General features: G+C 71.5%; 21 protein-coding genes and 1 tRNA gene. 6 read left to right on the top strand and 16 right to left on the bottom strand.

What is annotated here, in order from left to right; all coding sequences use genetic code 11:
• Position 1: 1 nt before the first annotated feature.
• The 5 genes from ACQBAS_RS08530 to ACQBAS_RS08550 form a co-directional block, all read right to left on the bottom strand.
• Positions 2–83 (bottom strand) — tRNA-Leu (locus ACQBAS_RS08530).
• A 14-nt stretch (positions 84–97) separates the two neighbouring features.
• Positions 98–793 carry an RdgB/HAM1 family non-canonical purine NTP pyrophosphatase gene (gene rdgB, locus ACQBAS_RS08535; RefSeq protein WP_427383374.1) on the bottom strand — a complete coding sequence of 232 codons (696 nt, stop codon included), beginning with the start codon at positions 791–793 and terminating at the stop codon, positions 98–100.
• Positions 793–1,542, bottom strand: coding sequence for a ribonuclease PH (rph, locus tag ACQBAS_RS08540; RefSeq protein ID WP_427383375.1), 750 nt, complete (start codon positions 1,540–1,542; stop codon positions 793–795). Before rph ends, rdgB begins: the two co-directional genes overlap by 1 nt.
• A gap of 35 nt (positions 1,543–1,577) precedes the next feature.
• The gene (locus ACQBAS_RS08545) at positions 1,578–2,621 is read right to left on the bottom strand and encodes a S66 family peptidase (RefSeq protein WP_427383376.1); all 1,044 of its coding nucleotides are present in this window, start codon (positions 2,619–2,621) and stop codon (positions 1,578–1,580) included.
• Positions 2,622–2,680: 59 nt separating this feature from the next.
• A complete protein-coding gene (locus tag ACQBAS_RS08550) occupies positions 2,681–4,276 on the bottom strand; it encodes a M1 family metallopeptidase (protein ID WP_427383377.1) in 1,596 nt (531 codons plus the stop codon).
• A gap of 108 nt (positions 4,277–4,384) precedes the next feature.
• On the opposite strand from ACQBAS_RS08550, the gene ACQBAS_RS08555 reads away from it, so the two are divergent.
• Complete coding sequence (locus ACQBAS_RS08555; RefSeq protein WP_427383378.1) at positions 4,385–8,734, top strand: FtsK/SpoIIIE domain-containing protein; 4,350 nt, start codon at positions 4,385–4,387, stop codon at positions 8,732–8,734.
• Here ACQBAS_RS08555 and ACQBAS_RS08560 read toward each other — a convergent pair.
• Positions 8,641–8,880 carry a hypothetical protein gene (locus ACQBAS_RS08560; protein WP_427383379.1) on the bottom strand — a complete coding sequence of 80 codons (240 nt, stop codon included), beginning with the start codon at positions 8,878–8,880 and terminating at the stop codon, positions 8,641–8,643. The two genes, ACQBAS_RS08555 and ACQBAS_RS08560, sit on opposite strands and share 94 nt — an antisense overlap.
• Positions 8,881–9,284: 404 nt before the next feature.
• On the opposite strand from ACQBAS_RS08560, the gene ACQBAS_RS08565 reads away from it, so the two are divergent.
• Positions 9,285–9,533, top strand: coding sequence for a WhiB family transcriptional regulator (locus ACQBAS_RS08565; RefSeq protein ID WP_427385608.1), 249 nt, complete (start codon positions 9,285–9,287; stop codon positions 9,531–9,533).
• A gap of 9 nt (positions 9,534–9,542) precedes the next feature.
• Here ACQBAS_RS08565 and ACQBAS_RS08570 read toward each other — a convergent pair whose 3' ends face one another.
• Together ACQBAS_RS08570 and ACQBAS_RS08575 are read right to left on the bottom strand one after the other, a co-directional pair.
• Positions 9,543–11,033 carry a sensor histidine kinase gene (locus ACQBAS_RS08570; RefSeq protein ID WP_427383380.1) on the bottom strand — a complete coding sequence of 497 codons (1,491 nt, stop codon included), beginning with the start codon at positions 11,031–11,033 and terminating at the stop codon, positions 9,543–9,545.
• A gap of 18 nt (positions 11,034–11,051) precedes the next feature.
• The gene (locus ACQBAS_RS08575; RefSeq protein ID WP_427383381.1) at positions 11,052–15,875 is read right to left on the bottom strand and encodes an NAD-glutamate dehydrogenase; all 4,824 of its coding nucleotides are present in this window, start codon (positions 15,873–15,875) and stop codon (positions 11,052–11,054) included.
• A gap of 166 nt (positions 15,876–16,041) precedes the next feature.
• Here ACQBAS_RS08575 and ACQBAS_RS08580 point away from each other — a divergent pair, with 166 nt between their 5' ends.
• Genes ACQBAS_RS08580 through ACQBAS_RS08590 form a run of 3 tightly spaced genes read left to right on the top strand, consistent with a single transcriptional unit; the run spans position 16,042 to position 17,209 of the window.
• Complete coding sequence (locus tag ACQBAS_RS08580; RefSeq protein ID WP_427383382.1) at positions 16,042–16,290, top strand: hypothetical protein; 249 nt, start codon at positions 16,042–16,044, stop codon at positions 16,288–16,290.
• Complete coding sequence (locus ACQBAS_RS08585) at positions 16,287–16,724, top strand: hypothetical protein (protein WP_427383383.1); 438 nt, start codon at positions 16,287–16,289, stop codon at positions 16,722–16,724. Before ACQBAS_RS08580 ends, ACQBAS_RS08585 begins: the two co-directional genes overlap by 4 nt.
• Entirely contained in the window at positions 16,721–17,209 is a 489-nt protein-coding gene (locus tag ACQBAS_RS08590; protein WP_427383384.1) for a DUF2505 domain-containing protein, read from the top strand. The genes ACQBAS_RS08585 and ACQBAS_RS08590 overlap by 4 nt, the downstream gene beginning before the upstream one ends.
• A gap of 67 nt (positions 17,210–17,276) precedes the next feature.
• On the opposite strand, the gene ACQBAS_RS08595 is transcribed toward ACQBAS_RS08590, so the two are convergent.
• The 7 genes from ACQBAS_RS08595 to pyrH form a co-directional block, all read right to left on the bottom strand.
• On the bottom strand, positions 17,277–17,699 hold the full coding sequence (locus ACQBAS_RS08595) for a DUF6912 family protein (RefSeq protein ID WP_427383385.1): 423 nt from the start codon (positions 17,697–17,699) through the stop codon (positions 17,277–17,279).
• Between the two features lie 31 nt (positions 17,700–17,730).
• On the bottom strand, positions 17,731–19,158 hold the full coding sequence (locus tag ACQBAS_RS08600) for a WS/DGAT/MGAT family O-acyltransferase (protein WP_427383386.1): 1,428 nt from the start codon (positions 19,156–19,158) through the stop codon (positions 17,731–17,733).
• Positions 19,159–19,218: 60 nt separating this feature from the next.
• On the bottom strand, positions 19,219–19,797 hold the full coding sequence (locus tag ACQBAS_RS08605) for a SixA phosphatase family protein (protein WP_427383387.1): 579 nt from the start codon (positions 19,795–19,797) through the stop codon (positions 19,219–19,221).
• 67 nt (positions 19,798–19,864) lie between these two features.
• Positions 19,865–21,094 (bottom strand): 23S rRNA (adenine(2503)-C(2))-methyltransferase RlmN, encoded by a 1,230-nt coding sequence (gene rlmN, locus ACQBAS_RS08610; protein WP_427383388.1) that lies wholly within the window; start codon positions 21,092–21,094, stop codon positions 19,865–19,867.
• An 87-nt stretch (positions 21,095–21,181) separates the two neighbouring features.
• Positions 21,182–22,063, bottom strand: a complete 882-nt coding sequence (locus tag ACQBAS_RS08615) for a phosphatidate cytidylyltransferase (protein ID WP_427383389.1) — start codon at positions 22,061–22,063, stop codon at positions 21,182–21,184.
• A gap of 31 nt (positions 22,064–22,094) precedes the next feature.
• Complete coding sequence (gene frr / locus ACQBAS_RS08620; RefSeq protein ID WP_427383390.1) at positions 22,095–22,652, bottom strand: ribosome recycling factor; 558 nt, start codon at positions 22,650–22,652, stop codon at positions 22,095–22,097.
• Between the two features lie 93 nt (positions 22,653–22,745).
• Positions 22,746–23,477 carry a UMP kinase gene (gene pyrH / locus ACQBAS_RS08625; RefSeq protein WP_427383391.1) on the bottom strand — a complete coding sequence of 244 codons (732 nt, stop codon included), beginning with the start codon at positions 23,475–23,477 and terminating at the stop codon, positions 22,746–22,748.
• Positions 23,478–23,665: 188 nt separating this feature from the next.
• Between pyrH and ACQBAS_RS08630 the strand changes: the two genes are divergently transcribed.
• The gene (locus tag ACQBAS_RS08630; protein WP_427383392.1) at positions 23,666–24,229 is read left to right on the top strand and encodes an antibiotic biosynthesis monooxygenase; all 564 of its coding nucleotides are present in this window, start codon (positions 23,666–23,668) and stop codon (positions 24,227–24,229) included.
• A gap of 78 nt (positions 24,230–24,307) precedes the next feature.
• Here ACQBAS_RS08630 and tsf read toward each other — a convergent pair whose 3' ends face one another.
• Complete coding sequence (gene tsf / locus ACQBAS_RS08635; RefSeq protein WP_427383393.1) at positions 24,308–25,138, bottom strand: translation elongation factor Ts; 831 nt, start codon at positions 25,136–25,138, stop codon at positions 24,308–24,310.
• Positions 25,139–25,145: the final 7 nt, after the last annotated feature.

Raw genomic sequence — 25,145 nt, forward strand, 5'->3', positions numbered from 1 at the left:
GTGCGCACGGCGGGAGTCGAACCCGCACACCCGAGGGCACAGGAACCTAAATCCTGCGTGTCTGCCAGTTCCACCACGCGCGCGTCGTGCAGAGACCTTAGTTCAGGCCGTCGTGCTCCGGCGCCTCGGCACTCGGCGTCTCGGCGGATGCGTCGCCGCCGGAGAGCGACTCCCGCAGGATCGGGATCATCGCCCGGAAGGCGTTGCCCCGGTGCGAGATCGCGTTCTTCTCCTCGTCGGTGAACTGCGCGAGGCTGCGCTCGTCGCCGTCGGGGCGGAAGATCGGGTCGTAGCCGAACCCGTTGTCCCCCAACGGATCCCGCAGGATCACCCCGGGCACGGAGCCCTCGGCGACCCGCTCGGTCCCGTCGGGAAGGACGAGCACGGCGGCGCAGCGGAAGGCGGCCCGACGGTGCTCGTCGGGGACGTCGGCAAGCTGATCGAGGACGAGCTGGACGTTGCTGGCGTCGCGCTCGGCGCGCGACACCTCCGCTCCGCCGTGCCGGCCGGACCAGCGCGCGGAGAAGACACCCGGCGAGCCGCCGAGGACGTCGATGGCCAACCCGGAGTCGTCGGCGAGCGCGGGCAACCCCGTGGCCGCCGCGAGCGCGCGTGCCTTGAGCGCGGCGTTCCCGGCGAAGGTCACCTCGGTCTCGGCGACGTCCGGCACCTCCGGGAACTGCGCGGCCGAGACGATCTCGAGGTCGAGGTCGGCGACGACCTCGGCGAGGATCTGCCGGAGCTCGTGGACCTTGTGCTCGTTGAGCGTCGCGAGGACGACGCGTGCCCCCATCAGGCGATCCGCTCGCGCGGCGTCTCCGCAAGGGCGTCACGCTGCACCTGCGTGAGGTGGGCGCACCCGGCCGCCGCCAACTCGAGGAGCTGATCGAGGAGCTCCCGCTCGAAGGGCTGCCCCTCGGCCGTCCCCTGCACCTCGATGTACTTGCCGTCGCCCGTCATGACGACGTTCATGTCCGTCTCGGCGGTCGAGTCCTCGGGGTAGTCCAGGTCGCACACGGCGACCCCGTCGACGATGCCGACGCTCACGGCCGCCAGCGACCCCGTCAGCGGCTGGGCGTCCTTGGCGATGAGCCCCTTCGCGCGGGCGTCCTCGATGGCGTCGTGGAGCGCGACGTAGGCGCCGGTGAGCGAGGCCGTGCGCGTGCCGCCGTCGGCCTGGAGCACGTCGCAGTCGAGGACGAGGGTGTTCTCGCCGAGCGCCTTCGTGTCGATGATGGCGCGCAGGCTGCGCCCGATGAGCCGGGAGATCTCGTGGGTGCGGCCGCCGACCTTGCCGCGACGGGACTCGCGGTCGCTGCGGGTGTTGGTCGAGCGCGGCAGCATCTCGTACTCGGCCGTGACCCAGCCGGTGCCCTTGCCCTTGAGCCAGCGCGGGACCCCCTCGGTGAAGGAGGCCGCGACGAGCACCTTCGTCCGGCCGAACTCGACGAGCACGCTGCCCTCGGCGTGATCGAGCCAGTTGCGGGTGATCCGCACGTCGCGGGTCTGCTCGGGGGTCCGTCCGTCGTGTCGCGTCGTCATGCCGACCAGCCTAGGAGATGCACGCACCACCGCCGTCAGGGCAGGGTCTGGGTGATCTCCTGCCGGTCGCCGTCGACGACGAGGCGGGCCAGTGCCCCGTTGACGAAGGCGGAGCAGGGCTGCTGATGCCCGAAGTCGCCGTCGAGGACGACGGGGATCCCGAGCTCTCCCAGCGCATCCGCGACCGCCTCGTGGTGGGTGAAGCCGGGAGCGTCCGGGACGGGCGTGCGGCCGATGACGACGGCGTTCGCATGGTCGAACCAGCCGGCGTAGGTCATCCCGTGGAGGATGCGGTCGACCTCGAAGGGATTGGCCGAGGCCGCCTCGAGGTAGACGATCAGCCCCTCCTGCGCGTGCTCCATCCCGAAGGCGCGCACGTCACCGTAGGGCGTGCCGGCGAGGTGCGTGAGGGTGTCGAGGCAACCACCGATGAGCCGGCCCGAGACGTCGACGGGGTCATGGCCGGCAGGGCCGTCCTGCCCGAGCACGCTCCAGCGCGTGGGATCCGTCAGCGACATCCGGGAGACGGTGGGGTCGGCACGGTAGTCGTCCCAGCCCGACGAGCGACAGTGGGTGGCCGCTCGTTGCGTCAGGGTGGCACCCGGCTCGGCCATGGCGACGTCGAGCCAGTGCAGCAGCCCCGGCGCGGGCTCGTAGGGCGTGTCCATGAGGTTCCAGCCGTGGAGCGTGGCCCAGCCCGAGCGCAGCGTGATGGGCAGCATGAGCGTGCTGAGGTCGGAGAATCCGACGAGCCACGACGGGTCACACGCGGCAAGGACGTCGAAGTCGAGCAGCGTCAGGAGATCCGTCGCGGTCTCGCCGCCCCACGGCGGGACGACGGCCACCACGTCGGGGTCGACGAGCAGGGACATGAGCTCGTCGGCGCGGGCCCGGCGCGGGGCACTGACGTGGCTGGGTGTCCCGAGGCACTCCCCGAGCACGACCTCGAAGCCGCGGTCGCGCAGGACGGCCACGGCGTGGTCGAGGCGCGGGCGCAGGTCGTCCTCGACGCCCGATGAGGGTGCCGTGACGCCGATCGTGTCACCGGGACGCAGAGGCTCGGGGAAGGTGAGAGGCACACCTCCATCGTGGCGCACGTGCGGCCCGTCCGCAGGCCTACACGCAGACCGACTCCTCGTCAGTGCGGGGTGGTCTCCCCCAGGAGCCAGGCATCGAAGAAGGGGTCGAGGTCACCGACGTCGGCCCTCTTCTCGACCCAGGCGAGGTACTCGGTGCGCGTGGCGTGGCCCAGATCGTGCACCCGTGGCCAGTCCCGCACGATGCGCCAGAAGGCGTCGTCCCCGAGTCGCCCGCGCAGGTCGTGCCACATGAGCGCGGGGCTCGTGTAGACGTTGTTGACCCCGAAGTCCTCGGGATCGAAGGCGGCCGGTGGCCCCGCGTCGGCGCGCAGCGAGCCGTCCTCCATGCGCCACAGGGCGAGGTGGGCCTCGAGCGGGTAGCCGCCGTGCTGGCTCTCCCAGACGACTTGCAGGTAGGTGGCCATCCCCTCATTCATCCAGACGTCCCGCCAGTCCGTGGGGGTCACGAGATCGCCGTACCACTGGTGGGCCAACTCGTGGACGAAGGTGGCCGGCTCGAGCGCGTACTCGGTGTCCCCCATGGTGATCATCGTCTGCGTCTCCATCGCGCTGTCGGAGTCGACGACGACGAAGCCGAGGGTCTCGAAGGGGTACTCGCCCAGCCGGGACTCGAGCCAGTCGAGCGCGTCGGCGGCGACGCGCACGTCGTTGGCGGCCCGGGTGCTCCCCGGTGCCGCCCACAGCGAGACGACGCGGCCACCGGCCGCCTTCGCCGTGAACTGGCGGTAGTCGCCGATGGCGATCGTCGTGAGGTAGGAGGACGCGGGCGAGGCGAGGGACCAGCGGGTGACCGTGGCGTCGGCGGTGTCCTTGCGTGAGCGCAGCGCGCCGTTGGCGATCCCGACCCACCCGCGCGGGGCGCGCACCGTGATGTCGTAGAACGCCTTGTCCGACGGGTGGTCGTTGACCGGATACCAGGTGTGGGCCCCATAGGGCTCCTGCATGGTCCAGACCTGGCCGCGCGGGTCGACGGTCCAGCCCAGTCCGCCCGTCATGTCCGACCGTGTCGACGGCGCGGCGACCGGCTGGGGGGTCCCGCGATAGTCCACGACGAGGGTGTGCACCGCGTCGTCCTTCACCGGTGCGTGGACGACGAGGTGCGTGCCGTCGTGGTCCGTGCGCACGGTGGCGCCGTCGAGCCGCGCGCTGCGCACCCGCAGGGGCTCCCCGAGGTCGAGCGTGACGCTCGAGGCGTCGGCGGTCGCTCGGAAGGTGACTCGCGCGCGTCCCGAGAGGACCTCCGCGTCGCGGTCCCACGTCAGGTCGAGCCCGTAGTGGAGGGCGTCGACGCCGGGGTCGCCGACCTCCGGGTAGGCGCTGTCCTCGCGGGGCTCGCTCAGTGCGGCACGATACTTCCCCGGGATTGACGCCGGGTCCTCCACCGCCGTGCCGGGGTCCTCGACGGGCGATCGAGGAGTGGCCGACGGGACCGGCGAGGACGGCGACGGCTCCTGCGAGGGGGTCGATCCGGGCGTCGTGGGTGCGGTGGCCACGACGTCCTCGACCGCGCCGACGAGGTCACCGACGGCCCGGCCGATGCTGACGACGACGACGATGCCGGCCGCGACGAGGGCGATGATGAGCAGGCTGCTGATGGCCACGACGGCTCGTCCACGCGTGCTGAGTCGAGCCACCCGCTCCCCCTTCCCGTCCGGTGTTCCGCTGAGGAGAATCTAGGTCACGCCACGTGCCTGTGGAGAACTTCGGGGGCGCTCCGGCGATCCTCCGTAGCGTGCTGAGGCATGGAGCTGCATCTCACCCTCGTGTCGGGAGGGGGCCTCGGCCGACGCGAGGAGATCGTCGTGACCGCCGACCGGGGCCACACGGTCGCCGACCTGGCGACCGCCCTCGAGGGACACCTCGGCTGCGTCGTTTCCACCGTCGCCGTCGGCGACGCCGACCTCCCGGGGACCCACCCGTTGGGCGCGGCGCCGCTGCTCGACGGTGCCGTCGTGTCGGTCGACCGTCCCGTCGTACCCGCCTGGCGTGGCCGCGCCGCGCCGCCGCCGCTACGTCTGGTCGTCACGGCCGGCCCCGACGCGGGCCGCAGTCACCCCCTTCCACCCGGTCGTCACGACGTCGGCCGGGCCGCGACCATCGCTGTGGCGGACCCCGACCTCTCCCGCCGACACCTGAGCCTCGACGTCGCGGCGGACGGCGTCCGGCTGCGCGACGGCGGATCGACCAACGGCACGCGCCTCGGTGGCCAACTCGTGCCCCCCGATGGCCTCCGCGTGGCTGCGGATGAGGTCATCCGTGCGGGCAGCACGGAGATGCGCGTGCAGGTCCCGGTGGTGCGGCCGGCGGCGGTGACGCGACCCGGCGACGGGACGATCCGGGTCAACCGGAGCGCACGCGTGCGACCCGCTCCACCGGCGGTCGCGGTCGAGTTGTCACGCCCGCCGAAGGTCCCCGAGCGTCGCGCCCTCCCCTGGGTCGCGATGCTCGTCCCGCTCCCGGTGTGCGCGGTCCTCGCGCTGATGTTGGGACCGCAACTGCTCCTCTTCGGTCTGATGAGTCCGCTGATGATGCTCGCGAGCGCCTGGTCCGATCGCTGGGGGCGCCGACGTCACCATCGGGTGGCACACGCGGCGCACGTGCAGGAGATGGCCGAGGTCCGCGGCCGCATCGCGCGGGCCGTGGCCCTCGAACGTCGAGACCGCGAGCACCGCTTCCCCGACGCCGCCACCGTCCTCGCGAACGTCGTCACGCCCGGCGACCGCCTCTGGGAGCGCGGTCCCGACCGTCTGGATCACCTCGCCCTGCGGGTCGGCACCGGCACTCAGGACGCGGCGATCACCGTGACGGGGCACGGCGCGCGGCCACCGCGCCTGCGCGAGACCCCCGTCGTCCTCGACCTGCTCGCCGTCGGCGTCCTCGGGGTCTGCGGATCGCCCGATCTCGTCAACGGAGTCGCGGCCCACCTGGTCGGACAGGTCGCCGCCCTGCACTCGCCCGGGGACGTCAGCCTCTGGGTCCTGCTATCCCGTCCCGAGGACCTCACCGACTGGGCGTGGGCGCGGTGGTTGCCTCACGCGCGACCGGCCGGAGCGGCGGGCCCGATGGAAGCCGGGGGCGCTGCCGGCGACCCGCACGCGGCCCGCGTCGTCGTGCTCGACGGAAGGTCGCCCGGCTCCGCCGCTCGCGTGCTCGAACCCCTCGTCGCTCGCCTCGACGCGGCCCGCGCCCGAGCGACCGCACCCACCCTGAGTCCCGGCGGATCCGCCGGCCATCGCGACGTCGTCGTCCTCGTCGGCGCCCACGGCCTGCGCACCCACCCCGTCCTGCGCCGGGTGCTGGCCGAGGGTGCTGACGCCGGCATCGAGGTGATCGCCCTCGACCGGGAGGAGGCGGCACTGCCGGCCGAGTGCCGCGCCGTCCTCGACCTGGCGCTCACCCCGGCAACCGTGACCGTGGCGGGGGGGCAGCGCACCGAGGTGGTCGCCGATGCCGTGGGGGCATGGTGGGCCGAACGGCTGGCCCGCGGGATGGCTCCCCTTCGCGATGCCACCCCCTCGGCGGCCTCCGCCCTGCCGACCGACGCCCACCTCATCGACCTGCTCGGCCTGGACCCCGACGACGACGCGGCCATCGCGGCCGGGTGGCGGACACCGCCCACGACGAGGGTCGTCATCGGCGCGGACCGGGACGGGCCGCAGGCCATCGATCTCATCGGCGAGGGGCCGCACGCGCTGGTCGGCGGGACGACGGGTTCGGGGAAGTCGGAGCTGCTGCGGACCTGGGTCACCTCGCTCGCGGTGGCCAATTCCCCGAACGAGGTGACCTTCGTGCTCGTCGACTACAAGGGCGGCTCCGCCTTCCGCGAGTGTGCGTCGCTGCCGCACACCGTCGGCCTCCTCACCGACCTCGACGCCCACGGGTCCCGCCGAGCGCTGGCCTCATTGCAGGCCGAACTCGTCCGGCGCGAACGCCTGCTCGCCGCGGCCGGCGCCACGGACATCGCCGACCTGCGGCGCGACCACACCGCGCCGCCACTCCCCCGACTCGTCGTCGTCATCGACGAGTTCCGCGTCCTCGCGCAGGAGCAACCCGACTTCCTCGACGGGCTCGTCCGGATCGCCGCCGTCGGCCGGTCGCTCGGAGTTCACGTGATCCTCGCGACCCAACGGCCGGGTGGGGTCGTCAGTGCGGACGTGAAGGCGAACGTCAACCTGCGGATCGCCCTGCGCGTGCGCGATCGGATCGACAGCGACGACGTCCTCGAGGACTCCGCTGCGGCCGACCTGCCCGAGGGGCTGCCCGGCCGGGCGCTCGTGCGCACGGGGTCCTCACCTCTGCGCCCCTTCCACGTGGCCCGCGTCAGCGGGCACGCCGGGTCCCGGAACGACGGTGGCCTGGCAGCGGTGGTCGTTCGCCGGGCCGGTTCTCCCGCACCTCCCCCGTGCGAGGCGGAGGGTCCGACCGACCTCGCTCGGCTCACCGCGACCATGGCTGCGGCCGCCGCCACCCTCGGCCTACCGGCGCCCCACCGACCCTGGCTCCCACCACTACCGGCGGACCTTCCCCTGCCGGGCCCCGCGGCTCCCGCGCTGGTGACCGTCCCGCAGGACGACCCCGTGGCCGTCCCCTGGTGCGTCACCGACGAGCCGGCGCATCAGGCCCAGCGCACGCTCGTGTGGAGCCTGACGGCGCACGGGCACGACGCCGTGGTCGGGTCGAGCGGCAGCGGTCGCAGCACGGCGCTGCACACCCTCGCGATGTCGATCGGGACTCACCTGCCTGCGCGGGCCGCCCACCTCCAGGTGATCTCGCGGACCCTGTCGCGGCTCACCCAACTGCCGCAGGTGGGGTCGGTCGTCGATCCCAGTGACCGCGCCCTGGTGCGTCGGCTGGTGCGGCGCCTCGCCCGCGACCTCGACGAGCGCCGTCGGGCCCTGCACGAGGCGGGGCACGCCACCCTCGACGACTGGTGGGAGGCCTGGCGAAGGTCGCCCGCGGCGCCGGCCCCGCCGCCGCGCCTCGTCCTGCTCGTCGACGGGTGGGAACAGCTCGCCGACGGCGGCGCGCTGCACGAGCGCCCGATCCACGAGGAGCTGCTGACCCTCCTGCGCGACGGCGAGGCTGCCGGGCTGCGGGCGGTCGTCGCCGGTGACCGATCCGTCCTCGTCGGGCGCATCTCCTCGGTCCTCGCCACGACCTTCGTCCTGCGCCTCGCCGACCCTGCGGACGTGGCGCTCGCCGGGCTCCGTCGCGCGGACCTGCCCGACGCGCAGCCACCGGGGCGAGCGATCCGCTCGAGCGACGGGATCGCGGTGCAGTTCCACCGGGCGGCCTCGGAGTCTCCGGTCCAGCACGTCAGCCTGTCCGCGACGGAGCGTCCGTGGACCGTTGCTCCCCTCCCGCGGCACATCCACCTGTCCGCACTGGCTCCCCTCGATGACGGCCAGATCGTGCTCGGCCTGGGCGGCGACGAGCTGACGCCGATCGCCTGGGACCCGCGTCGCCATGGCGCCCACTTCGTCGTCGCAGGCCCACCCCGATCGGGACGCAGCACCACCCTGGCGACGATCGCACGAGAGCTGGTGCGCCGGGGCCGACCGCTGGCCGTCGTGACCGGGGGCCGCGGTCCCCTGGCGGACTTCGCCGCCCGCAACGACGTGCTGTCGATCGGGGACGACGAGGCGCCGCTCCTGGCCGCGCGCCGAGCCGATCCAGATCTGGCCGTCGTCGTCGACGATGCCGAACTCGTCCCGGACGGCGCGGTGGCCCGGGTGCTGAGCGAGATCGCCCGGCTGGCCGACGGCAGCGGCGGGCTCGTCGTGGCGGCGACGACAACGAGCGAGTTGTCCGTGGCCCATCGGGGTCTGGCCGCCCAACTCGCACGGTCACGCACGGGGGTGCTCCTGTGCCCCGCGCGCTCCTCGGACGGCGACCCGCTCGGCGTGCGGGTCGCCCCCAGTGAGCACCTGCCCGGCCGAGGCGTCGTCGTCCTCGCGGGCGAGGCGACGCCGATCCAGTGCGCCCTGAGCGAGCCGCCTCAGTCGTCGTCGCGCGACGTGGCAAACACGAGCAGCGCCGCCACCACGGCAACGAGCAGGATCGGCGCGCCCCAGACCCACCCCATGCCCTGACCGATGGTCCAGCCGACGGGCAGGAGCAGCAGGTGCCAGACGAGCGTCGGAGTCCGTTGCCACTCGTCGGCGCGCCACCACCCACGGGCCGCCAGGACCAGGAATCCGCCGAAGACGGTGAGCAGGACCGCGGAGGTCAACGCCATTGATGGTTCCGAGGCCCTGTTGCCGAGGACGTCGAACAGGTACACTCCGACCAGTCGTGCTGTGACGCCGACCTCCACGGCACAGATGAGACCGGCCAGGACATGAGCGACGGTTCGTCGACGTGACGTGGGAGCGGGTTCCTCGGGGACTACGGCGGACACGAGTGTCAGCCTAGCCACGCCCCCTGGGGAACAGATTGCTGGTCGGCGCCGTTGTCCGAATGGTTTCTCGTCACGATGTGCAAAGACACAGACGTGAAGATCTGTCGCTTTCCCCCCGAAGACGACAGTATGGAGCGCCGGCCGGACACCCCCGGCCGACGTTCCGCAGCATGACCCCCAGCCACGACGGTCTCGAGCCGTCACCGGTTGGTGCCCTGACCCAGACAAGGAGCAAGGTTCACATGGACTGGCGCGACCGCGCAGCCTGCTTGGACGAAGACCCGGAGCTGTTCTTCCCGATCGGGAACACCGGGCCGGCGATCATGCAGATCGAGGAGGCCAAGGCCGTGTGCCGTCGTTGCGAGGTCCTGGACACCTGTCTCAAGTGGGCCATCGAGTCCGGTCAGGACGCCGGCGTCTGGGGCGGCATGTCCGAGGACGAGCGCCGCGCCCTCAAGCGCCGCAAGGCCCGCGCGCGCCGCGCCGGCTGACCCACTTCGTCACCGGGCGACGTCGGCCGACCGCGACAGCGGGCGCAGCCGGGCGGAGAACCTGACCCGCGTCCCCCGCGGCTCGACGTCGTCCCATCGGATCGTCCCCCGCAGGTCATGAACCAGGGACGTGACGATCCTCGTCCCGAGGCCGGCACGCCGGATCCGGAAGCCCTGCGGGAGCCCCTCGCCGTCATCCTCGATGCTGACGCGCAGGATGTCCTCGCCGCCCTCGTTCCCCCGCTCCGCGGTGACGACGATGCGCCCCCCGTGGGCTGCGAGGCCGTGTTCGGCGGCGTTCTGCACGAGTTCGGAGATGATCATGGCGACGGACGTGGCGTCCTCCGCCCGCATCCGTCCGAAGGTGCCGTGGACCGCGGACTCGATGGTGTGCTCGCTCGTGGCGAGCTCGACGACGGCCCGCAGCCCCCGCACGGCGACGTCGTCGAAGCTGACGGTCTCGTCGAATCCGCTGCTCAGGGTCTCGTGCACCAAGGCGATGGTGCTGACACGACGCACCGCATCGAGCAGCGCCGTCCGCCCCGCGCCGTCGTCGACCCGGCGGGCCTGCAGCCGCAGCAGCGCGGCCACCGTCTGCAAGTTGTTCTTCACCCGGTGGTGGATCTCGCGGATCGTCGCGTCCTTGCTGATCATCTCGGATTCGCGGCGCCGGAGCTCCGTAACGTCCCGGACGAGGACGAAGGCGCCCACCCGGCGGCGGCGCTCGGTGAGCGGGATCGCCTTGAGGGTCATCGTCGCCCGGTCCGTCGCCGCCTCGGCGCGCCAGGCGGCGCGCCCCAGCGTGACCAGGGCCAGCGACTCGTCGACCTGATCGCCCTCCTGCAGCTGGTCGGTGATGATCTGGGCCAGCACCGCGCCGACGACGGGACCGTCGTGGCCCAGGCGCCGAAGCGCGCTGTGGGCGTTGGGGCTGACGTAGAGGACGATGCCCTCGGCGTCGAGGTGGATCACGCCGTCACCCACACGAGGGGAGCCGCGCCGCAGACCCGTCGGTGCCGACGGGGACGGCCACTCCCCCGCGGCGATCATCCGGGACATCGCGTCCGCGAGCGCGGTGTACGTCCGCTCGAGCTCGCTGGGGTCCGCCACCCTGGAGAGGTTGATGTGGCGAGTGAGGACGGCGACGACCGCTCCCGCCCGCACGACGGGCACGGCCTCCTCGCGGGTGAGCATGTCCCCCATCCGCTGCGAGTGCGGCGCCGGGACGGTGGCGCCCGCCCGCTCCGCCTCGTCGATCCACGCGCCCCGCTCGGCATCGCAGATCGTGCCCACGAGGTCCTCCACGAAGACCATCGGCCCCGTCGTCGGGCGGACGTGGGCGGCGGCGGTCCAGCCCCGGTCGGTGTGCACCCAGAGGATGAGGTCACCGAAGCTGAGGTCGGACAGCACCTGCCAGTCCTCGACGAGCAGGTGAATCCAGTCCGTGTCCGCGGCGGACAGCGCTTCGGACGACCGCAGGACCTCATTCAGCGTGGGCACGGGGTCACCCTAGTTACCTCACGCGGACGATCCCGACCTGACCACGGATCGGAGCGTCCGCAGGGCCACCGAGATCGCCGCGATGTTCGGGGCGTCGAGGCCCTCGATCCCCGACAGGCTCGTGCGGACCCGTTGGAGCGACTCCCCGTTGGCGCCCTGCCAAGCCTCGTACCGGGCCGCCGCGTCCTGTCCCGACTGCGCCGGGGCCGCCTCGATGACGGACCGGGTGATGCCCTCGAGGACGGCGTACAGGTCATCCCGGAGCGCGCCCCGGGCCAGCCCGTCCCACCGGTCCTCGCGCGGCAGGTCCGACACGCTGGCGAGCAGCCGGTCGATGCCGAAGTCCTCGGAGACGACGTAGTAGAGCTGTGCCACGGCGGCGGGCTCCTCACCCGTGTCCGTGGCGATGTCCACGACGTCGAGCAGCGAGAAGGAGTCGAGCAGGGCTGCCGAGCGCAGCGCGAGCGCCTCGTCGACCCCCTTCTCACTCAGCTTGGCCGCGTTGGTCTGGAGCCGCTCACGCTCACTGCCCCGCAGCATGTCGGGGATCTTCGGCGTCAGCTCGCGGACGACGGCAGAGAAGCGATCGACCTCGGCCGGGATGTCGAGCTGGCCCGGACGCGAGGTGAGGAACCAGCGGGTCGACCGGTCGAGCAGGCGACGGAACTCCAGGTACATCTCGGTCTGCACGTCGGTGGAGACCACGTTGTCCAGGGCCTCGACCTCACGGACGAAGTCGCCGAGGGCGAAGACCTCACGCGAGATGAGGAAGGCGCGAGCCACGGACTCCGTGCTCGCCCCGGTCTCCTCGAGGGCGCGGTAGGCGAAGGTGATCCCGCCCCGGTTGACGATGGCGTTGGCCACGGAGTTGATGACGATCTCGCGTCGCAGCGGATGCTCCGCGAGGTGCTCGCCGCCGCGCTCCCGCACGGGCTCGGGGAAGTAGCCCGCGAGCGTGTCCCCGAACCACGGGTCATCGGGCAGGGCACTCTGCGCGAGGTCCTCCTTGAGGGCCAACTTGGCGTAGGCGACGAGCACGGAGAACTCGGGCGATTTCAGCCCCACGCCCTCCTTGCGGCGCCGCTCCAGGAGCGCGTCGCTCGGCAGGAACTCCAGGGCGCGATCGAGATCGCCCCGCCCCTCGAGCCAGTGCATGAGGCGCTGGTGGACCGGCACCATCCGCAGTTCCTGAGCGCGAGCGTTGCCCAGCAGGACGTTCTGCTCGTAGTTGTCGCGCAGGACCTGGACGGCCACCTCGTCGGTCATCGACGCGAGGAGCTCGTTGCGCGCCTCCGTGTCGAGCTCGCCGGCCCGGACCATCGACCCGAGCAGGATCTTGATGTTGACCTCGTGGTCCGAGGTGTCGACGCCCGCCGAGTTGTCGATGGCGTCGGTGTTGATCCGGACCCCGTTGAGGGCGGCCTCGATGCGCCCCAGCTGGGTCGCGCCGAGGTTGCCACCCTCCCCCACGACCGTGGCTCGCAGGTCTTGGCCATCGACGCGGATGCCGTCGTTGGCGCGGTCACCCACCTCGGCGTGCGACTCGGAGGAGGCCTTGACGTAGGTGCCGATGCCGCCGTTCCAGAGCAGGTCCACGGGGGCCTTGAGGATGGCGGTGAGCATCTCCGCGGGAGTGAGTTTCGTCGTGCCCTCATCCAGCCCGAGGGCCGTGACCATCTGCGGAGTCACGGGGATCGACTTGAGCGTGCGGGCGAAGACGCCGCCACCCTCGCTGATCAGGGACTCGTCGTAGTCGGCCCACGAGGAGCGGGGCAGGTCGAAGAGGCGTCGGCGCTCGGCGTACGACGCCGCCGCGTCCGGAGTGGGGTCGATGAAGATGTGGCGGTGGTCGAAGGCGGCCACGAGTCGGATGTGCTCGGACAGGAGCATCCCGTTGCCGAAGACGTCGCCGCTCATGTCGCCGACGCCGGCGACGGTGAACTCCTGCGACTGGGTGTCGATGCCCAGCTCGCGGAAGTGGCGCTTGACGGACTCCCACGCGCCGCGGGCGGTGATGCCCATCGCCTTGTGGTCGTAGCCCACCGAGCCGCCGGAGGCGAAGGCGTCGTCCAGCCAGAACCCGTAGTCGCCCGAGACGCCGTTGGCGATGTCGGAGAAACTCGCCGTGCCCTTGTCGGCCGCGACGACGAGGTAGGAGTCGTCGCCGTCGTGGCGGACGACCCGCTCGGGCGGCACGATCTCGGCGCCGATGCGGTTGTCCGTGACGTCGAGCAGGGAGGCGATGAAGTCGGTGTAGGCCGCCTTCCCCTCGGTCAGCCAGGCATCGCGATCGACCGACGGGTCCGGGAGCTGCTTGGCGAAGAATCCGCCCTTGGAGCCGGTGGGGACGATGACGGCGTTCTTGACCATCTGTGCCTTGACGAGGCCGAGGATCTCGGTGCGGAAGTCCTCGCGCCGGTCGCTCCAGCGCAGGCCGCCTCGGGCCACCGGCCCGAACCGCAGGTGCACGCCCTCGACGCGCGGGCTGTAGACCCAGATCTCGAAGGCGGGCCGGGGCGAGGGCATGTCCGGCACCTTGGCCGGCTCGAGCTTGAGCGCCACGGACGCGCGGGGGTTGCCGTCGGCGTCGCGCTGGTAGAAGTTCGTGCGCAGCGTCGCCTGGATGACCCCGAGGAAGGCGCGGATGATGCGGTCCTCGTCGAGCGAGCTGACCTGCTCCAGGGCGGCGTTGATCGTCGCCACGATCGCGGCCTCGTGATCGGCCCGCTCACCGCCGGCCTCGCCGTCATAGCGATCGGGGTCGAAGCGCACCTCGAACAGGTCGACGAGGTGGCGCGCGATGCCCTCGTTGTTGACGAGGGCAGACTCCACATAGCCTTGGCTGAAGGTCGCCCGCACCTGCCGCAGGTACTTGGCGATGGTCCGCAGGATGACGACGTGGCGCCACGTCATGCCGGCCCGGAGCACGAGCTGGTTGAAGCCGTCGGACTCCGCAGCGCCGTTGAAGACGGCCCCGACGGCTCCCTCGAAGAGCTCGCGCAGGCCCTCGTGCGGCATGGTCAGCCACATCTCCGGGTCGGCAGCGCGGAAGCCGAAGTCGTAGACGTACATCGACCTGCCGTCGGCGCGCTCGATCGGATAGGGCTGCTCGTCGACGACCTCGACGCCCATGTCCGTGAAGATCGGCAGGACGGTCGTCAGCGACAGCGGCTCGAGGCGGAAGACCTTGAAACGCCGGATCGCCTCGGCACCTTCCTTCGGCTTGTACAGGGCCTGACGGGTCGTCTCCTTCTCCCCGAGTCGGGTCAGGTTCTTGAGGTCGGCCACGGTCTGGCGCGTCGAGAAGTGCTGCTGGTAGACGGGCGGGAAGGCGGCGCCGAACTCGTCGATGAAGGAGCGGGTCCGCTCCTCGCCCACGGCCTCGTTCGCGGTGCGGGCCAGCCGCTCCTCCCAGGTGCGAGTCGTCTCGATGAGCCGCTCCTCCACCTTCGCCGTCTCCTCCGGCGTGATCTCCGGGATGCTCTCGCCACCGGCCCGACGGACGAGGAAGTGCAGCCGGGCGAGAACGCTCTCGCTGACCCGCGCGGTGAAGTGCACGCTCTCGCCGCCGAAGGCCTCCTTGAGGATCTCCGACATCTGCGTGCGCACGGTCGTGTTGTAGCGGTCGCGCGGGATGTAGACGAGGCAGGACATGGCCCGGCCGCCGTCGGTGCGCCGGAGGAAAAGTCGGGTCGCGCGACGGGACTTCAGGTGCACGACCGTCGTCGCGACGGCCTCGAGGGCATCGACGTCGGCCTGGAAGAGCTCGTCGCGCGGGTAGGTCGTCAGGACGCCGATGAGGTCCTTGCCGCCGTGCGACTCCGCCGTCAGGCCGGCCCGATCGAGGACCTGGGCCACCTTGCGCCGGATGACGGGCATGTCGAGCACGGAGTCGGTGTAGGTGCTCTGGGTGAAGAGGCCGCTGAAGCGGTGCTCGCCGATGACGGCGCCCCGGTCGTCGAGGAGGCGGATGGCCACCTCGTCGAGGTAGGCGTCCCGGTGGACGGTCGAGCGGTGGTTGCCCTTGGAGATGTGCAGACGTCGTCCCACGTCGGTCAGCGCGTCGTGGCGGGCCTCCGCGATCTCGTCCTGCGTGGGGTCGGACCGGCTCAGCCCGAGCCCCGTGCTCTGGACGGGTGCGAGGCCGCCGTCCTCCGACTGGCGGAACTGCCGGTGCCCAAGGAAGGTGAAGTGGTTGTCGACGAGCCACTCGAGGAAGGTCGCGGTCTCCGCCGCCTCCTCGTCGTGCTCGGCGAGGGGCGCGAGGTCCTTCGCCAGCCCGCGAGCCAGGCTCGCCATGCGGGGCCAGTCCTCGACGGCGCCCCGCACGTCCTCCAGGACGGACTGGAGTCGGGCGGTCAGCTCGGCGGTGTCCTCCCCCAGCGGAGCGGTCTCGAGTGAGATCCACGACTCGTTGCCCTCGCCGAACCCGATGCCGCCCTCCCCCTCGAGGATCACTTCGAGCGTCCCGGACGCGTCCCGGCGAACCGGCACGAGCGGGTGGATGATCAGCGCGATCGGGTGGCCTGCCGCATCGACGGCGGCACTGACGGAGTCGACGAGGAAGGGCATGTCATCGGTGACGATCTGGATGAGGCTGGTGCGCCCCGAGTCTGTGGTGGTCACCGACACCACGGCTCGACCCTGCGGTCGCTGCCGCGCCAGGGCGACGTGCGCCGCGATGGCGTGGGCGAGATCCTCCGGCCCCCGCGCCGCGAGGTCCTCGGTGGCGACGTGGCGGTGGTAGTGCTCGACGAACTCGCGCGTGACCCCCCTGTCCGTGAGCGCCGCCTCGACTGCGGTGAGGAGCTCCCGGCGGGACTGGTCAACCGACTCCGGCATCAGCGTTGCATCCTTGGTCTCGGCGTCAGGTTGCTGACGCACGACGATGTGCGCCATCTCCCGACCGACCATAGTCCCCTCCGCCGGGTGGCCGACACCGGCTCTGGGGAACTCCGGCTGTGGGTAACTCCGGGGGCAGTCACCCGTGGATGGCTACCGTGTCTGCATGGCTCGCGCACGCACCGACCCGACTCTTCTGCACGAGTTGGCGGATGCCCTCGACGAGGTTGCCGCCGGCTGCGCCGACGCCGCCGCCGAACTCGGCCGCAGCCAAGCCCTCCTGGGAGACCTCCCGACGCAGCGCGCCGTCGACGGATGGGTCGACGACGCGCGCCGCATGCTGGGCCTCATGGGCTCCGAGGCCACCGCGGCGGGACGGCGACTGACGAAGGTCGCCCGGACGGCCACGCCGTGAGCGCCGAGGCTGGGATCGAGGTGCCTGCTGTCGAGGTGCCTGCTGTCGAGGTGCATGGCGTCGTGCGCTCACCCGGCGGCAGCGCCGATCCGGCGTCGTGCTCGGCGCTCGCCCACTCGCTGCGGCGCCGCGCAACCGACCTGCGTCGGCGCGCCGATGCCCTCGCCGACACGGCGGCGCGGCTTACTTCGGGCTGGCCCGGTCGGGCCGGCACGGCCCACCGCCGACGGGCGCTCGATCTGGCGCGCGCCACGCTCCGGAGCGCCGAGCGTCTCGAGCGCGCCGCGGACGCCTTCCAGACCCACGCCGTCGACCTCGCGGAGGCCGCGGCCGCCCGTCCGATGTCCGTCGACGACGTGATCGGCATCCAGTTGGCCCGTCGGCGTGCTCGTCTGGTCGCGGACCTGCACGGCCCACTACGTTGTGGCCCATGAAGATCTCCCAGAGGCTCGAGTTGCCCGCCACGCCCGCGGTCGCCTTCGCGACGATGGCCACCCCGCAGTTCCAGAACGCCAAGCTGGAGGCGACGTCCGACCCCGGCCACACCTCCGAGGTCCGCGAGGACGGCGACGAGACCGTCATCACGACCTCGCGCAAGCTGCCGACGAACGAGTTCCCCGACTTCCTGCGCAAGATCGCCGGCGACAGCATCATCGTCGGCGAGGTTCAGCGCTGGGGCGCCGCCGCGGCCGACGGTTCCCGTGACGGCACCGTCGAGATCGAGGTCAAGGGCCAGCCGGTCAAGCTCGTCGGCACCCTGCGACTCGAGCCGACCGCGACGGGCTCCGTCGAGACCGTCGAGGGCGACCTCAAGTGCGCCCTCCCCCTCATCGGCGGCAAGGTGGAGAAGGCCGCCGCGCCGTCCATCGTGCGCGCCATCGAACTCGAGGCGGAGACCCTGCGGGCGCACCTCGTCTGACCCGACCACAGCGAAGGGGGCCGTCGACGCGTCGCGTCGGCGGCCCCCTTCGTCATCCGCTGGTCGGTCAGCTGGCCCCGAACGCGATGACGGCATCCAACTCGGTCGCGTCGTACCAGAGGAGTTCGTCGTCGTCGGCGCCGGCGACCTCGTCAATGTGGAACGACGCGATGCGCCCCAGTTCGAGACCGGCGGGGAGGCTCACGCGGGACGCCGGTTGGCCACCCTCGGCGGGAACGACCACCCCGGCGACGACGTCGGCCGCGGCCACGACGCGGCGGTCCCCGACTCGGGCGCGCAGACCCGTCGCCGCCTCCACTGCGTCACAGAGGGCGACGTACTCCCGCTCCTCCTCGTCGGTGCCGGGCAGACCTGCGGCCAGGGCTGGCGTCACGGCGTGGACGTTCAGCGGCCCCGTGAGGCTGCGGTCCGCGCGAAGGCGCTCGAGGTCGGCCAGGGCGAGCGGGAGATAGATGCGCGTCGTGGTCACAGGCGTCCTTCCATCGGCGGGTGGGGGCTGCTCACGTGGACTTCTTGTGGCTCTCGAGGAGTTCCTGGAGCGAGTCGACGATGCTCTGACCGAGGACATCGGCGTCGGGCATGGCGTCACGGTCGGCGTTGAGGCCGTAGTAGACGCCACCGTCGTAGGACGTCAGCCCGATGGACAGGGCCTGCCCTCGGCTCAGCGGCATGACGGGATAGGTCGCGGCCATCCGCGCCTCACCGACGTACAGGGACGACTGGGGGCCGGGCACGTTGGTGATGACGACGTTGTGGGTGCGCCGGGACATCGCGTTGCCGAGCCGGGCACCGAGCGCGTGCAACGTGGGCGGCGCGAACCCGCCAAGGGAGGACAGGGTGCTGGCCCCCACGGCGCGGCCGCCTTCCATCTGCTGCCGCATGGCGAAGGCGATCTGGTGCAGGCGCATCGACGCACTCGGCTCGCCCACGGGGAGGTCGACGTGGCAGGCCATGACCCGCTGGCTGCCGTCGACGTCGTCGGGTCCGACGACGCTGACGGGCACGAGGGCACGCACGCTCGTGGCACCGGTGACGTTCTCACCGCGAGTCAGCAGCCAGGTGCGGAAGGCGCCCGCGATGGTGGCGAGGATGACGTCGTTGATCGTCACGTCCTCGACGTAGCGCCCACGCACGAGCCGAGTGCGCACCTTCTTGTAGTCCGAGAGGTCGGTCCCGACCATGACGTAGCGGCGGGCGCGACCCACGGTGGCGTGCAGCGGCAGGTCGGGCGCGGGACGGGCCGAGGCGCGGGCGACCGTGGACGCCACGGCAGCGACCGTCTCGGCGACGGCAGCCCCCGTGCGCTGGACGTCGGCGACGCCCTTGCGGAGGTGATCGACGGCCTGGGACGGACGGCGCACCGCGTCGACCAGCGAACCCGTCAGGAGCTCGAGCCCGGACGGCTGCCGACCGGGACGCCACACGGGAAGCGCGGCCGTGTCGAGGTCCCCGCCGGGCTCGTGGTCGAGGAGGATCTGCCCGATCTCGACGGCCTCGATGCCGTCGACGAGGGTCTGGTGCGACTTGGTGATGAGGGCGAAGCGGCCGTCGGCGAGGCCCTCGACGAGGTAGACCTCCCACAGGGGGCGATCCCGGTCCAGGCGTCGCGGCATGATCCGCGCGACGAATTCCTGGAGCTGGTCGTCCGTGCCCGGGCGGGGCAGGGCCGAGCGGCGGACGTGGTAGTTGACGTCGAAGTTCTCGTCGTCGACCCAGACGGGGTTGCCGAAGCCGCCTGGCACCTCGCGCACCCGCTGCCGATAGCGCGGTACGTGCGCGATCCGCGCACTGATGAGTTCGAGCAACCGGTCGTGATCGAACCCCTCGTCCGGCGGGTCGAAGAGCATGACCGAGCCGACGTGCATCGGCGTGCTGCTGCCCTCGAGATAGAGGAAGGACGCGTCGAGCGTGCTGAGTCTGTCAACCACGAGCCTCATGGTGGCAGATGAGTCGAGCCGAGCGGGCGGCGACCGCCGACCTGCCGCGATTCAGGATCGGCGGGACGTCAGGAACTCGTCCGCCACCCCGGCGTCCACGTCTGCGGGGCTGAAGGGGGTCGTGCACTCGGTGAGCACGGCGTCCGCGTAGCTGATCGACGACCAGTGCCCGGAGTAGCGCAGGATCGCGACGGACGCGGTCGGGAAGCCGCAGGTCAGCGCGTCGTGCGCCGCGGACGGTCCCTCGCCGTCAGCGAGCAGGCTCGCCAAAGCCGGAAGGCCGGGTGAGTGTCCGACGATCATGACGACGTCGGCCGATTCGTCGGCCTCACGTAGGGCGTCGAGGAGTCCCTCGGGGGTCGCGTTGTACACCCGTGGGTCGTGAAGCACCTCAGCCTCGGCCTCCCCCGCGCTGGCGACCTCCTCGCAGGTCTGCCGCGCGCGCACGGCCGTCGAGCAGATGACGAGGTCGCAGCCGAGGCCCTGGGCATGAAGCCACTGCCCCACCGCGGTCGCCTGGCGGCGCCCACGATCGGTCAACGGACGGTCGATGTCCGCACGGGTGAGTCCGTCGGCGGCCTCCGCGTGCCGCAGCAGGACCAAGGTCCGCTCCTCCGCTGCTTGGGTCATGGTCCGAGCATGCTCCGCGACCGGAGTCGATGCAACGGTTGACGCGGCGGCGAGGCTGTGCCGTCGATCAGGCGGTCGCTGCCGCCAACTGACCGCACGCGCCGTCGATGTCGGACCCGCGAGTGTCGCGCACCGTCGTCGGGATCCCGTGGGCGCGCAGACGCTCGACGAACTGCTGCTCGACGCCGCGACGGGAGGCGGTCCACTTCGATCCGGGCGTCGGATTGAGCGGGATGGGGTTGACGTGCACCCAGCCGCGACCGCGGGCGTTGAGCTTCTCGCCCAGCAGATCCGCGCGCCAGGCGTGGTCGTTGATGTCCTTGATCAGGGCGTACTCGATGCTGACGCGCCGGCCGGTCACCTCGAAGTAGTGGCGCGCCGCGTCGAGGGCCTCGTCGACCTTCCACCGGTTGTTGATCGGCACGAGCTCGTCGCGCAGTTCGTCGTCCGGAGCGTGCAGCGAGAGCGCCAGCGTGACCGGGATGCCCTCGCCGGCGAGCTTGTTGATGCCCGGGACGAGTCCGACGGTACTCATGGTGATGCCGCGAGCACTCATCCCCAGACCATCCGGCGACGGGTCCGTGAAGCGGCGGATGGCGCCGATGGCGGCCTTGTAGTTGGCGAGGGCCTCGCCCATGCCCATGAAGACGATGTTCGTCACCCGCTGCGAGCCGGCGCCGGTGTCGTCGCCAGCGTCGTCGCCCGCCTCGTCACCCAGGGCCGCTTCGAGGCCGTCCTCGGGGTGGGCGGCAACGAGCTGACTGAGGTCACCGTGGCGGAGCATCCGGTTGGCACGCACGACCTGCTCGACGATCTCGCCGGCCGACATGTTGCGCGTCAAGCCCTCCTGGCCGGTGGCGCAGAAGGGGCAGTTCATGCCGCAGCCCGCCTGCGAGGAGATGCACAGGGTGACCCGGCGGGGGTAGCGCATGAGGACCGACTCGACGAGCGCTCCGTCGAAGAGTCGCCACACGGACTTGAGGGTCGCTCCCCCGTCGGCCGCCAACGTCCGCACGGGCGTCATGAGCGACGGGAGCAGGTCGGCGACGAGGTCGTCGCGGACGGCCTTGGGCAGGTCCGTCATGTCCTCCGGGGACTCGACGAGCCGCTCGAAGTAGTGCGTCGACAACTGCTTGGCGCGGAACCCCTTGTGCCCCAACGCCTCGACGGCCACCTTCCGCTCGGCGGGGTCGAGGTCGGCGAGGTGACGCGGCGGCTTGCCGCGGCGCGGGGCGGTGAAGGTCAACTGGCCGGGGACGGGGCGGGCCGTCGTGGGCTCTGGCAGGTCGGTGCTCATCACCGTCGATCCTCTCAGCCCGCGGCCGGTGCACCAAGCCCGTGCCCGAAGAGGCTCCGGTCGAGTAGGGCTCGGGCTGAGTCGGGCTCAGGGCTCCAGGACGTGCAGCAGCGCCCAGACGATGGGGGCGCAGACGAGCAGCGAGTCCAGCCGGTCCATGATTCCGCCGTGCCCCGGCAGGAGGTTGCTCATGTCCTTGATGCCGAGGTCCCGCTTGATGCTCGACTCGATGAGGTCGCCAATGGTCGCAGCGACGGCGACGAGGGCGCCCAGAAGGAGGCCACCCCACCACGGCACGTCGAGCATCAGCGCGCCCGCCACGGCGGCGACGACGGAACTGAGGACGACGGAGCCGGCGAACCCCTCCCACGACTTCTTCGGGCTCAGTGACGGCGCCATCGGGTGCTTGCCGAGTCGCACTCCCGCGGCGTATCCGCCGATGTCGGAGCAGACCGTGACGAGGATGAACATGACGATCCGCCACACCCCGTCGGGCTCCGCGATCATCAGGGCGGCGAAACCCGCGAGCAGCCCCGGGTAGAACACGACGAGGATGCCGGCGCCGATGTCGCGGGCGGCGTCGCCGAGCCCGTCGGCGACGCGCCAGACGAGGACGGCGACACAGGTCAGCACCGTCGCGACCGTGAGGCTCTCCGGTCCTCGGAGATAACCCGCGACGAGCATCGACACCGACCCGACCGCGACGGGCACGAGCGGCACGTTGAGGCCGGCCCGGGCCGTGGCCTCCTTCAGCTCACGAGCGCCCAGGACGATCGCGACGGCCGCGACGGCCACGAAGACCGGCGGTCGCAGCAGCGACGCAATGACGAGCAGCGCGAGGCCGACGCCCACCCCGATGGCTGCCCGCAGGTTGCGTCCGGCGCGGGAGGGGCGACCGGCAGCGGCCGGCGCCACGAGTTGGGCGTTGCGCGCCCGACGGGTCTCCGGAGGAGAGATGTCCTCTGACATGGTGGTGGGCCAGGCTCCTGAGGTCGCGGTCTCAGACCTCGAGGAGCTCGGCCTCCTTGCCCTTGAGCAGGGAGTCGATGGTGTCGACGTACTTCTTGGTGATGCCGTCGAGTTCCTTTTCCGCCCGGGTGCCCTCGTCCTCGCCGACCTCGCCGTCCTTGACGAGCTTGTCGATCGTGTGGTTGGCCGTGCGGCGGATGTTGCGGATGGCGACCTTGGCGTCCTCACCCTGGTTGCGCGCCAGCTTGATGTACTCCTTGCGGCGCTCCTCAGTGAGCTCGGGCATGGTCACGCGGATGACGTTGCCGTCGTTGCTCGGGTTCGCGCCGAGGTCGGACTCGCGCAGCGCCTTCTCGATGGCCGCGAGCGACGACTTGTCGAAGGGCGACACGAGCAGCGTGCGCGCCTCGGGGGTCTGGAAGGAGGCCAACTGCTGCAGCGGCGTCGGCGCGCCGTAGTAGTCCACCGTCACCTTGTTGAAGAGGCCCGGGTTCACACGGCCGGTCCGGATGCCGGCGAAGTTGTCCTTGGCGACCTCGACGGCCTTCTCCATCTTTTCCTCGGCCTCGAGCAGCGCTTCGTCAATCATGTCCGGCTCCTTCTGCCTCCACCGCGGTGGTGCAGGCGTGTGTTCGTCGTGGGTCAGTCTGTCAAAGGTCGCGCCCGTCGTGGGCGCGTGGCGTCACCCTGCGGTGACGAGGGTGCCGATGCGCTCCCCGCGCACCGCCGCCGTGATGTTGCCCTTGCCCTCCATGCCGAAGACGACCATGGGCAGGCCGTTCTCGCTGCAGAGGCTGAAAGCGGCCGCGTCGACGACCCGCAGGCCCTGCTGGAGGGCCTGCGCGTAGGTGAGGGTCTCGAACTTGCGCGCCTCCGGGTTGACCCGCGGGTCGGAGTCGTAGACCCCGTCGACGCCGCTCTTGCTCATGAGCACCGCATCGCACTTGATCTCGAGGGCGCGCTGGGCGCTCACGGTGTCGGTCGAGAAGAATGGCATGCCGGCGCCGGCACCGAAGATGACGACGCGGCCCTTCTCGAGGTGCCGGATGGCCCGACGCGGGATGTAGGGCTCGGCGACCTGGCCCATGGTGATCGCCGTCTGCACGCGGGTGTCGATGCCCGTCTTTTCCAGGAAGTCCTGGAGCGCAAGGCAGTTCATGACGGTGCCGAGCATCCCCATGTAGTCCGCGCGGGTGCGGTCCATGCCCTGCTGCTGGAGCTCCGCGCCGCGGAAGAAGTTGCCGCCACCGATGACGACCGCGACCTCGACGCCGTCTCGGACGGCCTCGGCGATCTGCTCGGCAATGCCGCGCACGACGTCCGTGTCCAACCCGACCCGTCCCCCGCCGAAGACCTCGCCGGAGAGCTTGAGGAGCACGCGCTTGAACGGTCGAGTGGGGGCTTGGGTGGTCACGTGTCGTCCTCCGTGCGGGGTGTGCGGGGGCTGCCATGGCAGCTGCGGAATCATCGCGCGACCGCGGTGGCGGTCGCCCGATCCTTCCACAGCAGGCGGCGAGGCCGACAACCGAGCGGCGGATTCGGCCGCACGGCGGGCGGCTGCGACAATCCCCCCATCCTTTCTCCCCCACCTTCGGAGGCGCCATGACCGCCGTGACGGTCGCGATCACCCGTCGCGTCAGCCCCCAGGACACCATGCTCATGCAGGCGTGGGTCGATGCCGGCACCTCGATGGCCGAGCGGTTCCCCGGCTTCCTCGGCGCCGGTTGGGTTCGCCCCGGGCCGGACTCCTCGGACTGGCACATGCTCTACCGGTTCGACGGGCCCGAGAGCCTCCGCACGTGGGAGACGTCCACCGAGCGGCGGCGGTGGCTCGCGAGCGGGTCGGCCCTCGTCGAGGACACCCGCAGGGAGCACCGGACGGGCATCGAGGGATGGTTCGACGAGCCGCGCGAGCGCACCGTCGACGAACTCACCCCTCCCCCGCCGGCACCTCAGCGGTGGAAGCAGGCCGTGGTCATCTGGTTCGCCTTCTTCCCCACCAGCCTGGCTCTCGCCTACCTGCTCGCTCCCATCACCGTGGGCTGGCCGACGCCGCTACGCGTCCTGCTCTCCACGGTCCTGGCCACCCCGTGGATGACCTACATCCTGCTTCCCCTGGTGACGCGGGCGGCGCAGCCCTGGTTGACGGGCAGCCGCGGCCGCTGACGTCCCGCGCCGCACCGGGCACGACGAAGGCCCCCAACCGCCGGAGCGGTTGGGGGCCTTCGTACGTCGACCTGTCGGTCAGGAACCGATGCGGAAGCGGGCGAACTCCGTCGCCTTCGCGCCGGCCTCCTCGAGAACCTTCGCGACCGTCTTCTTGGCGTCCTTGGCGAACGGCTGCTCGAGCAGGACGTTCTCCTTGAAGTAGCCGTTGACGCGACCCTCGACGATCTTCGGCAGGGCCGCCTCGGGCTTGCCCTCCTCCTTCGCCGTGGCCTCGGCGACGCGACGCTCGTTCTCGACCGTCTCGGCGTCGATCTCCTCGCGGGTCAGGACGCTCGGCGAGAACGCGGCGATGTGCATCGCGACGTCGCGCGCAACCTGCTCGTCGCCACCCTCGGTGCCCAGGAGGACACCGATCTGCGCGGGCAGGTCGGGGCTGGTCTTGTGCAGGTAGGCGGAGACGACCGGGGCCTCGACGCGGGCAACGCGCTTGACCTCGATCTTCTCGCCAATGGTCGCGTTGGCGCTGTCGAGCAGCTCCTTGACGGACTGGCCGTCCTCGAGCGTGCTCGTCAGCAGGGTCTCGGCGTCGGCCGCGCCGATGGCGACGGCCTGGGCGAAGACCCGGTCAGCCAGCGCGATGAACTTCTCGCCCTTGGCGACGAAGTCCGTCTCGCACAGCACCTCGACGAGGGTGCCCACGCCGTTCTCGGCACTCGCGGCGACGAGACCGTTGGAGGTCGTACGACCCTCGCGCTTGGTGACGCCCTTCAGGCCCTTGACACGGAGGATCTCCGTCGCCTTGGCCTGGTCGCCGTCAGCCTCGTCGAGCGCCTTCTTGACGTCGAGCATGCCGGCGCCAGTCGCCTCGCGCAGGGCCTTGATGTCAGCGGCGGTGTAGTTCGCCATGTGTCAG

It is taken from the genome of Janibacter zhaoxuefangae (assembly GCF_050271985.1).
Lineage (GTDB): Bacteria > Actinomycetota > Actinomycetes > Actinomycetales > Dermatophilaceae.

Coding starts and splice junctions, on each gene's coding strand:
- rdgB (WP_427383374.1), bottom strand. CDS start 793: ATGGGGGCACGCGTCGTCCTCGCGACGCTCAACGAGCACAAGGTCCAC.
- rph (WP_427383375.1), bottom strand. CDS start 1,542: ATGACGACGCGACACGACGGACGGACCCCCGAGCAGACCCGCGACGTG.
- ACQBAS_RS08555 (WP_427383378.1), top strand. CDS start 4,385: ATGGAGCTGCATCTCACCCTCGTGTCGGGAGGGGGCCTCGGCCGACGC.
- ACQBAS_RS08560 (WP_427383379.1), bottom strand. CDS start 8,880: ATGGCGTTGACCTCCGCGGTCCTGCTCACCGTCTTCGGCGGATTCCTG.
- ACQBAS_RS08565 (WP_427385608.1), top strand. CDS start 9,285: ATGGACTGGCGCGACCGCGCAGCCTGCTTGGACGAAGACCCGGAGCTG.
- ACQBAS_RS08575 (WP_427383381.1), bottom strand. CDS start 15,875: ATGCCGGAGTCGGTTGACCAGTCCCGCCGGGAGCTCCTCACCGCAGTC.
- ACQBAS_RS08580 (WP_427383382.1), top strand. CDS start 16,042: ATGGCTCGCGCACGCACCGACCCGACTCTTCTGCACGAGTTGGCGGAT.
- ACQBAS_RS08590 (WP_427383384.1), top strand. CDS start 16,721: ATGAAGATCTCCCAGAGGCTCGAGTTGCCCGCCACGCCCGCGGTCGCC.
- ACQBAS_RS08605 (WP_427383387.1), bottom strand. CDS start 19,797: ATGACCCAAGCAGCGGAGGAGCGGACCTTGGTCCTGCTGCGGCACGCG.
- rlmN (WP_427383388.1), bottom strand. CDS start 21,094: ATGAGCACCGACCTGCCAGAGCCCACGACGGCCCGCCCCGTCCCCGGC.
- ACQBAS_RS08615 (WP_427383389.1), bottom strand. CDS start 22,063: ATGTCAGAGGACATCTCTCCTCCGGAGACCCGTCGGGCGCGCAACGCC.
- frr (WP_427383390.1), bottom strand. CDS start 22,652: ATGATTGACGAAGCGCTGCTCGAGGCCGAGGAAAAGATGGAGAAGGCC.
- ACQBAS_RS08630 (WP_427383392.1), top strand. CDS start 23,666: ATGACCGCCGTGACGGTCGCGATCACCCGTCGCGTCAGCCCCCAGGAC.
- tsf (WP_427383393.1), bottom strand. CDS start 25,138: ATGGCGAACTACACCGCCGCTGACATCAAGGCCCTGCGCGAGGCGACT.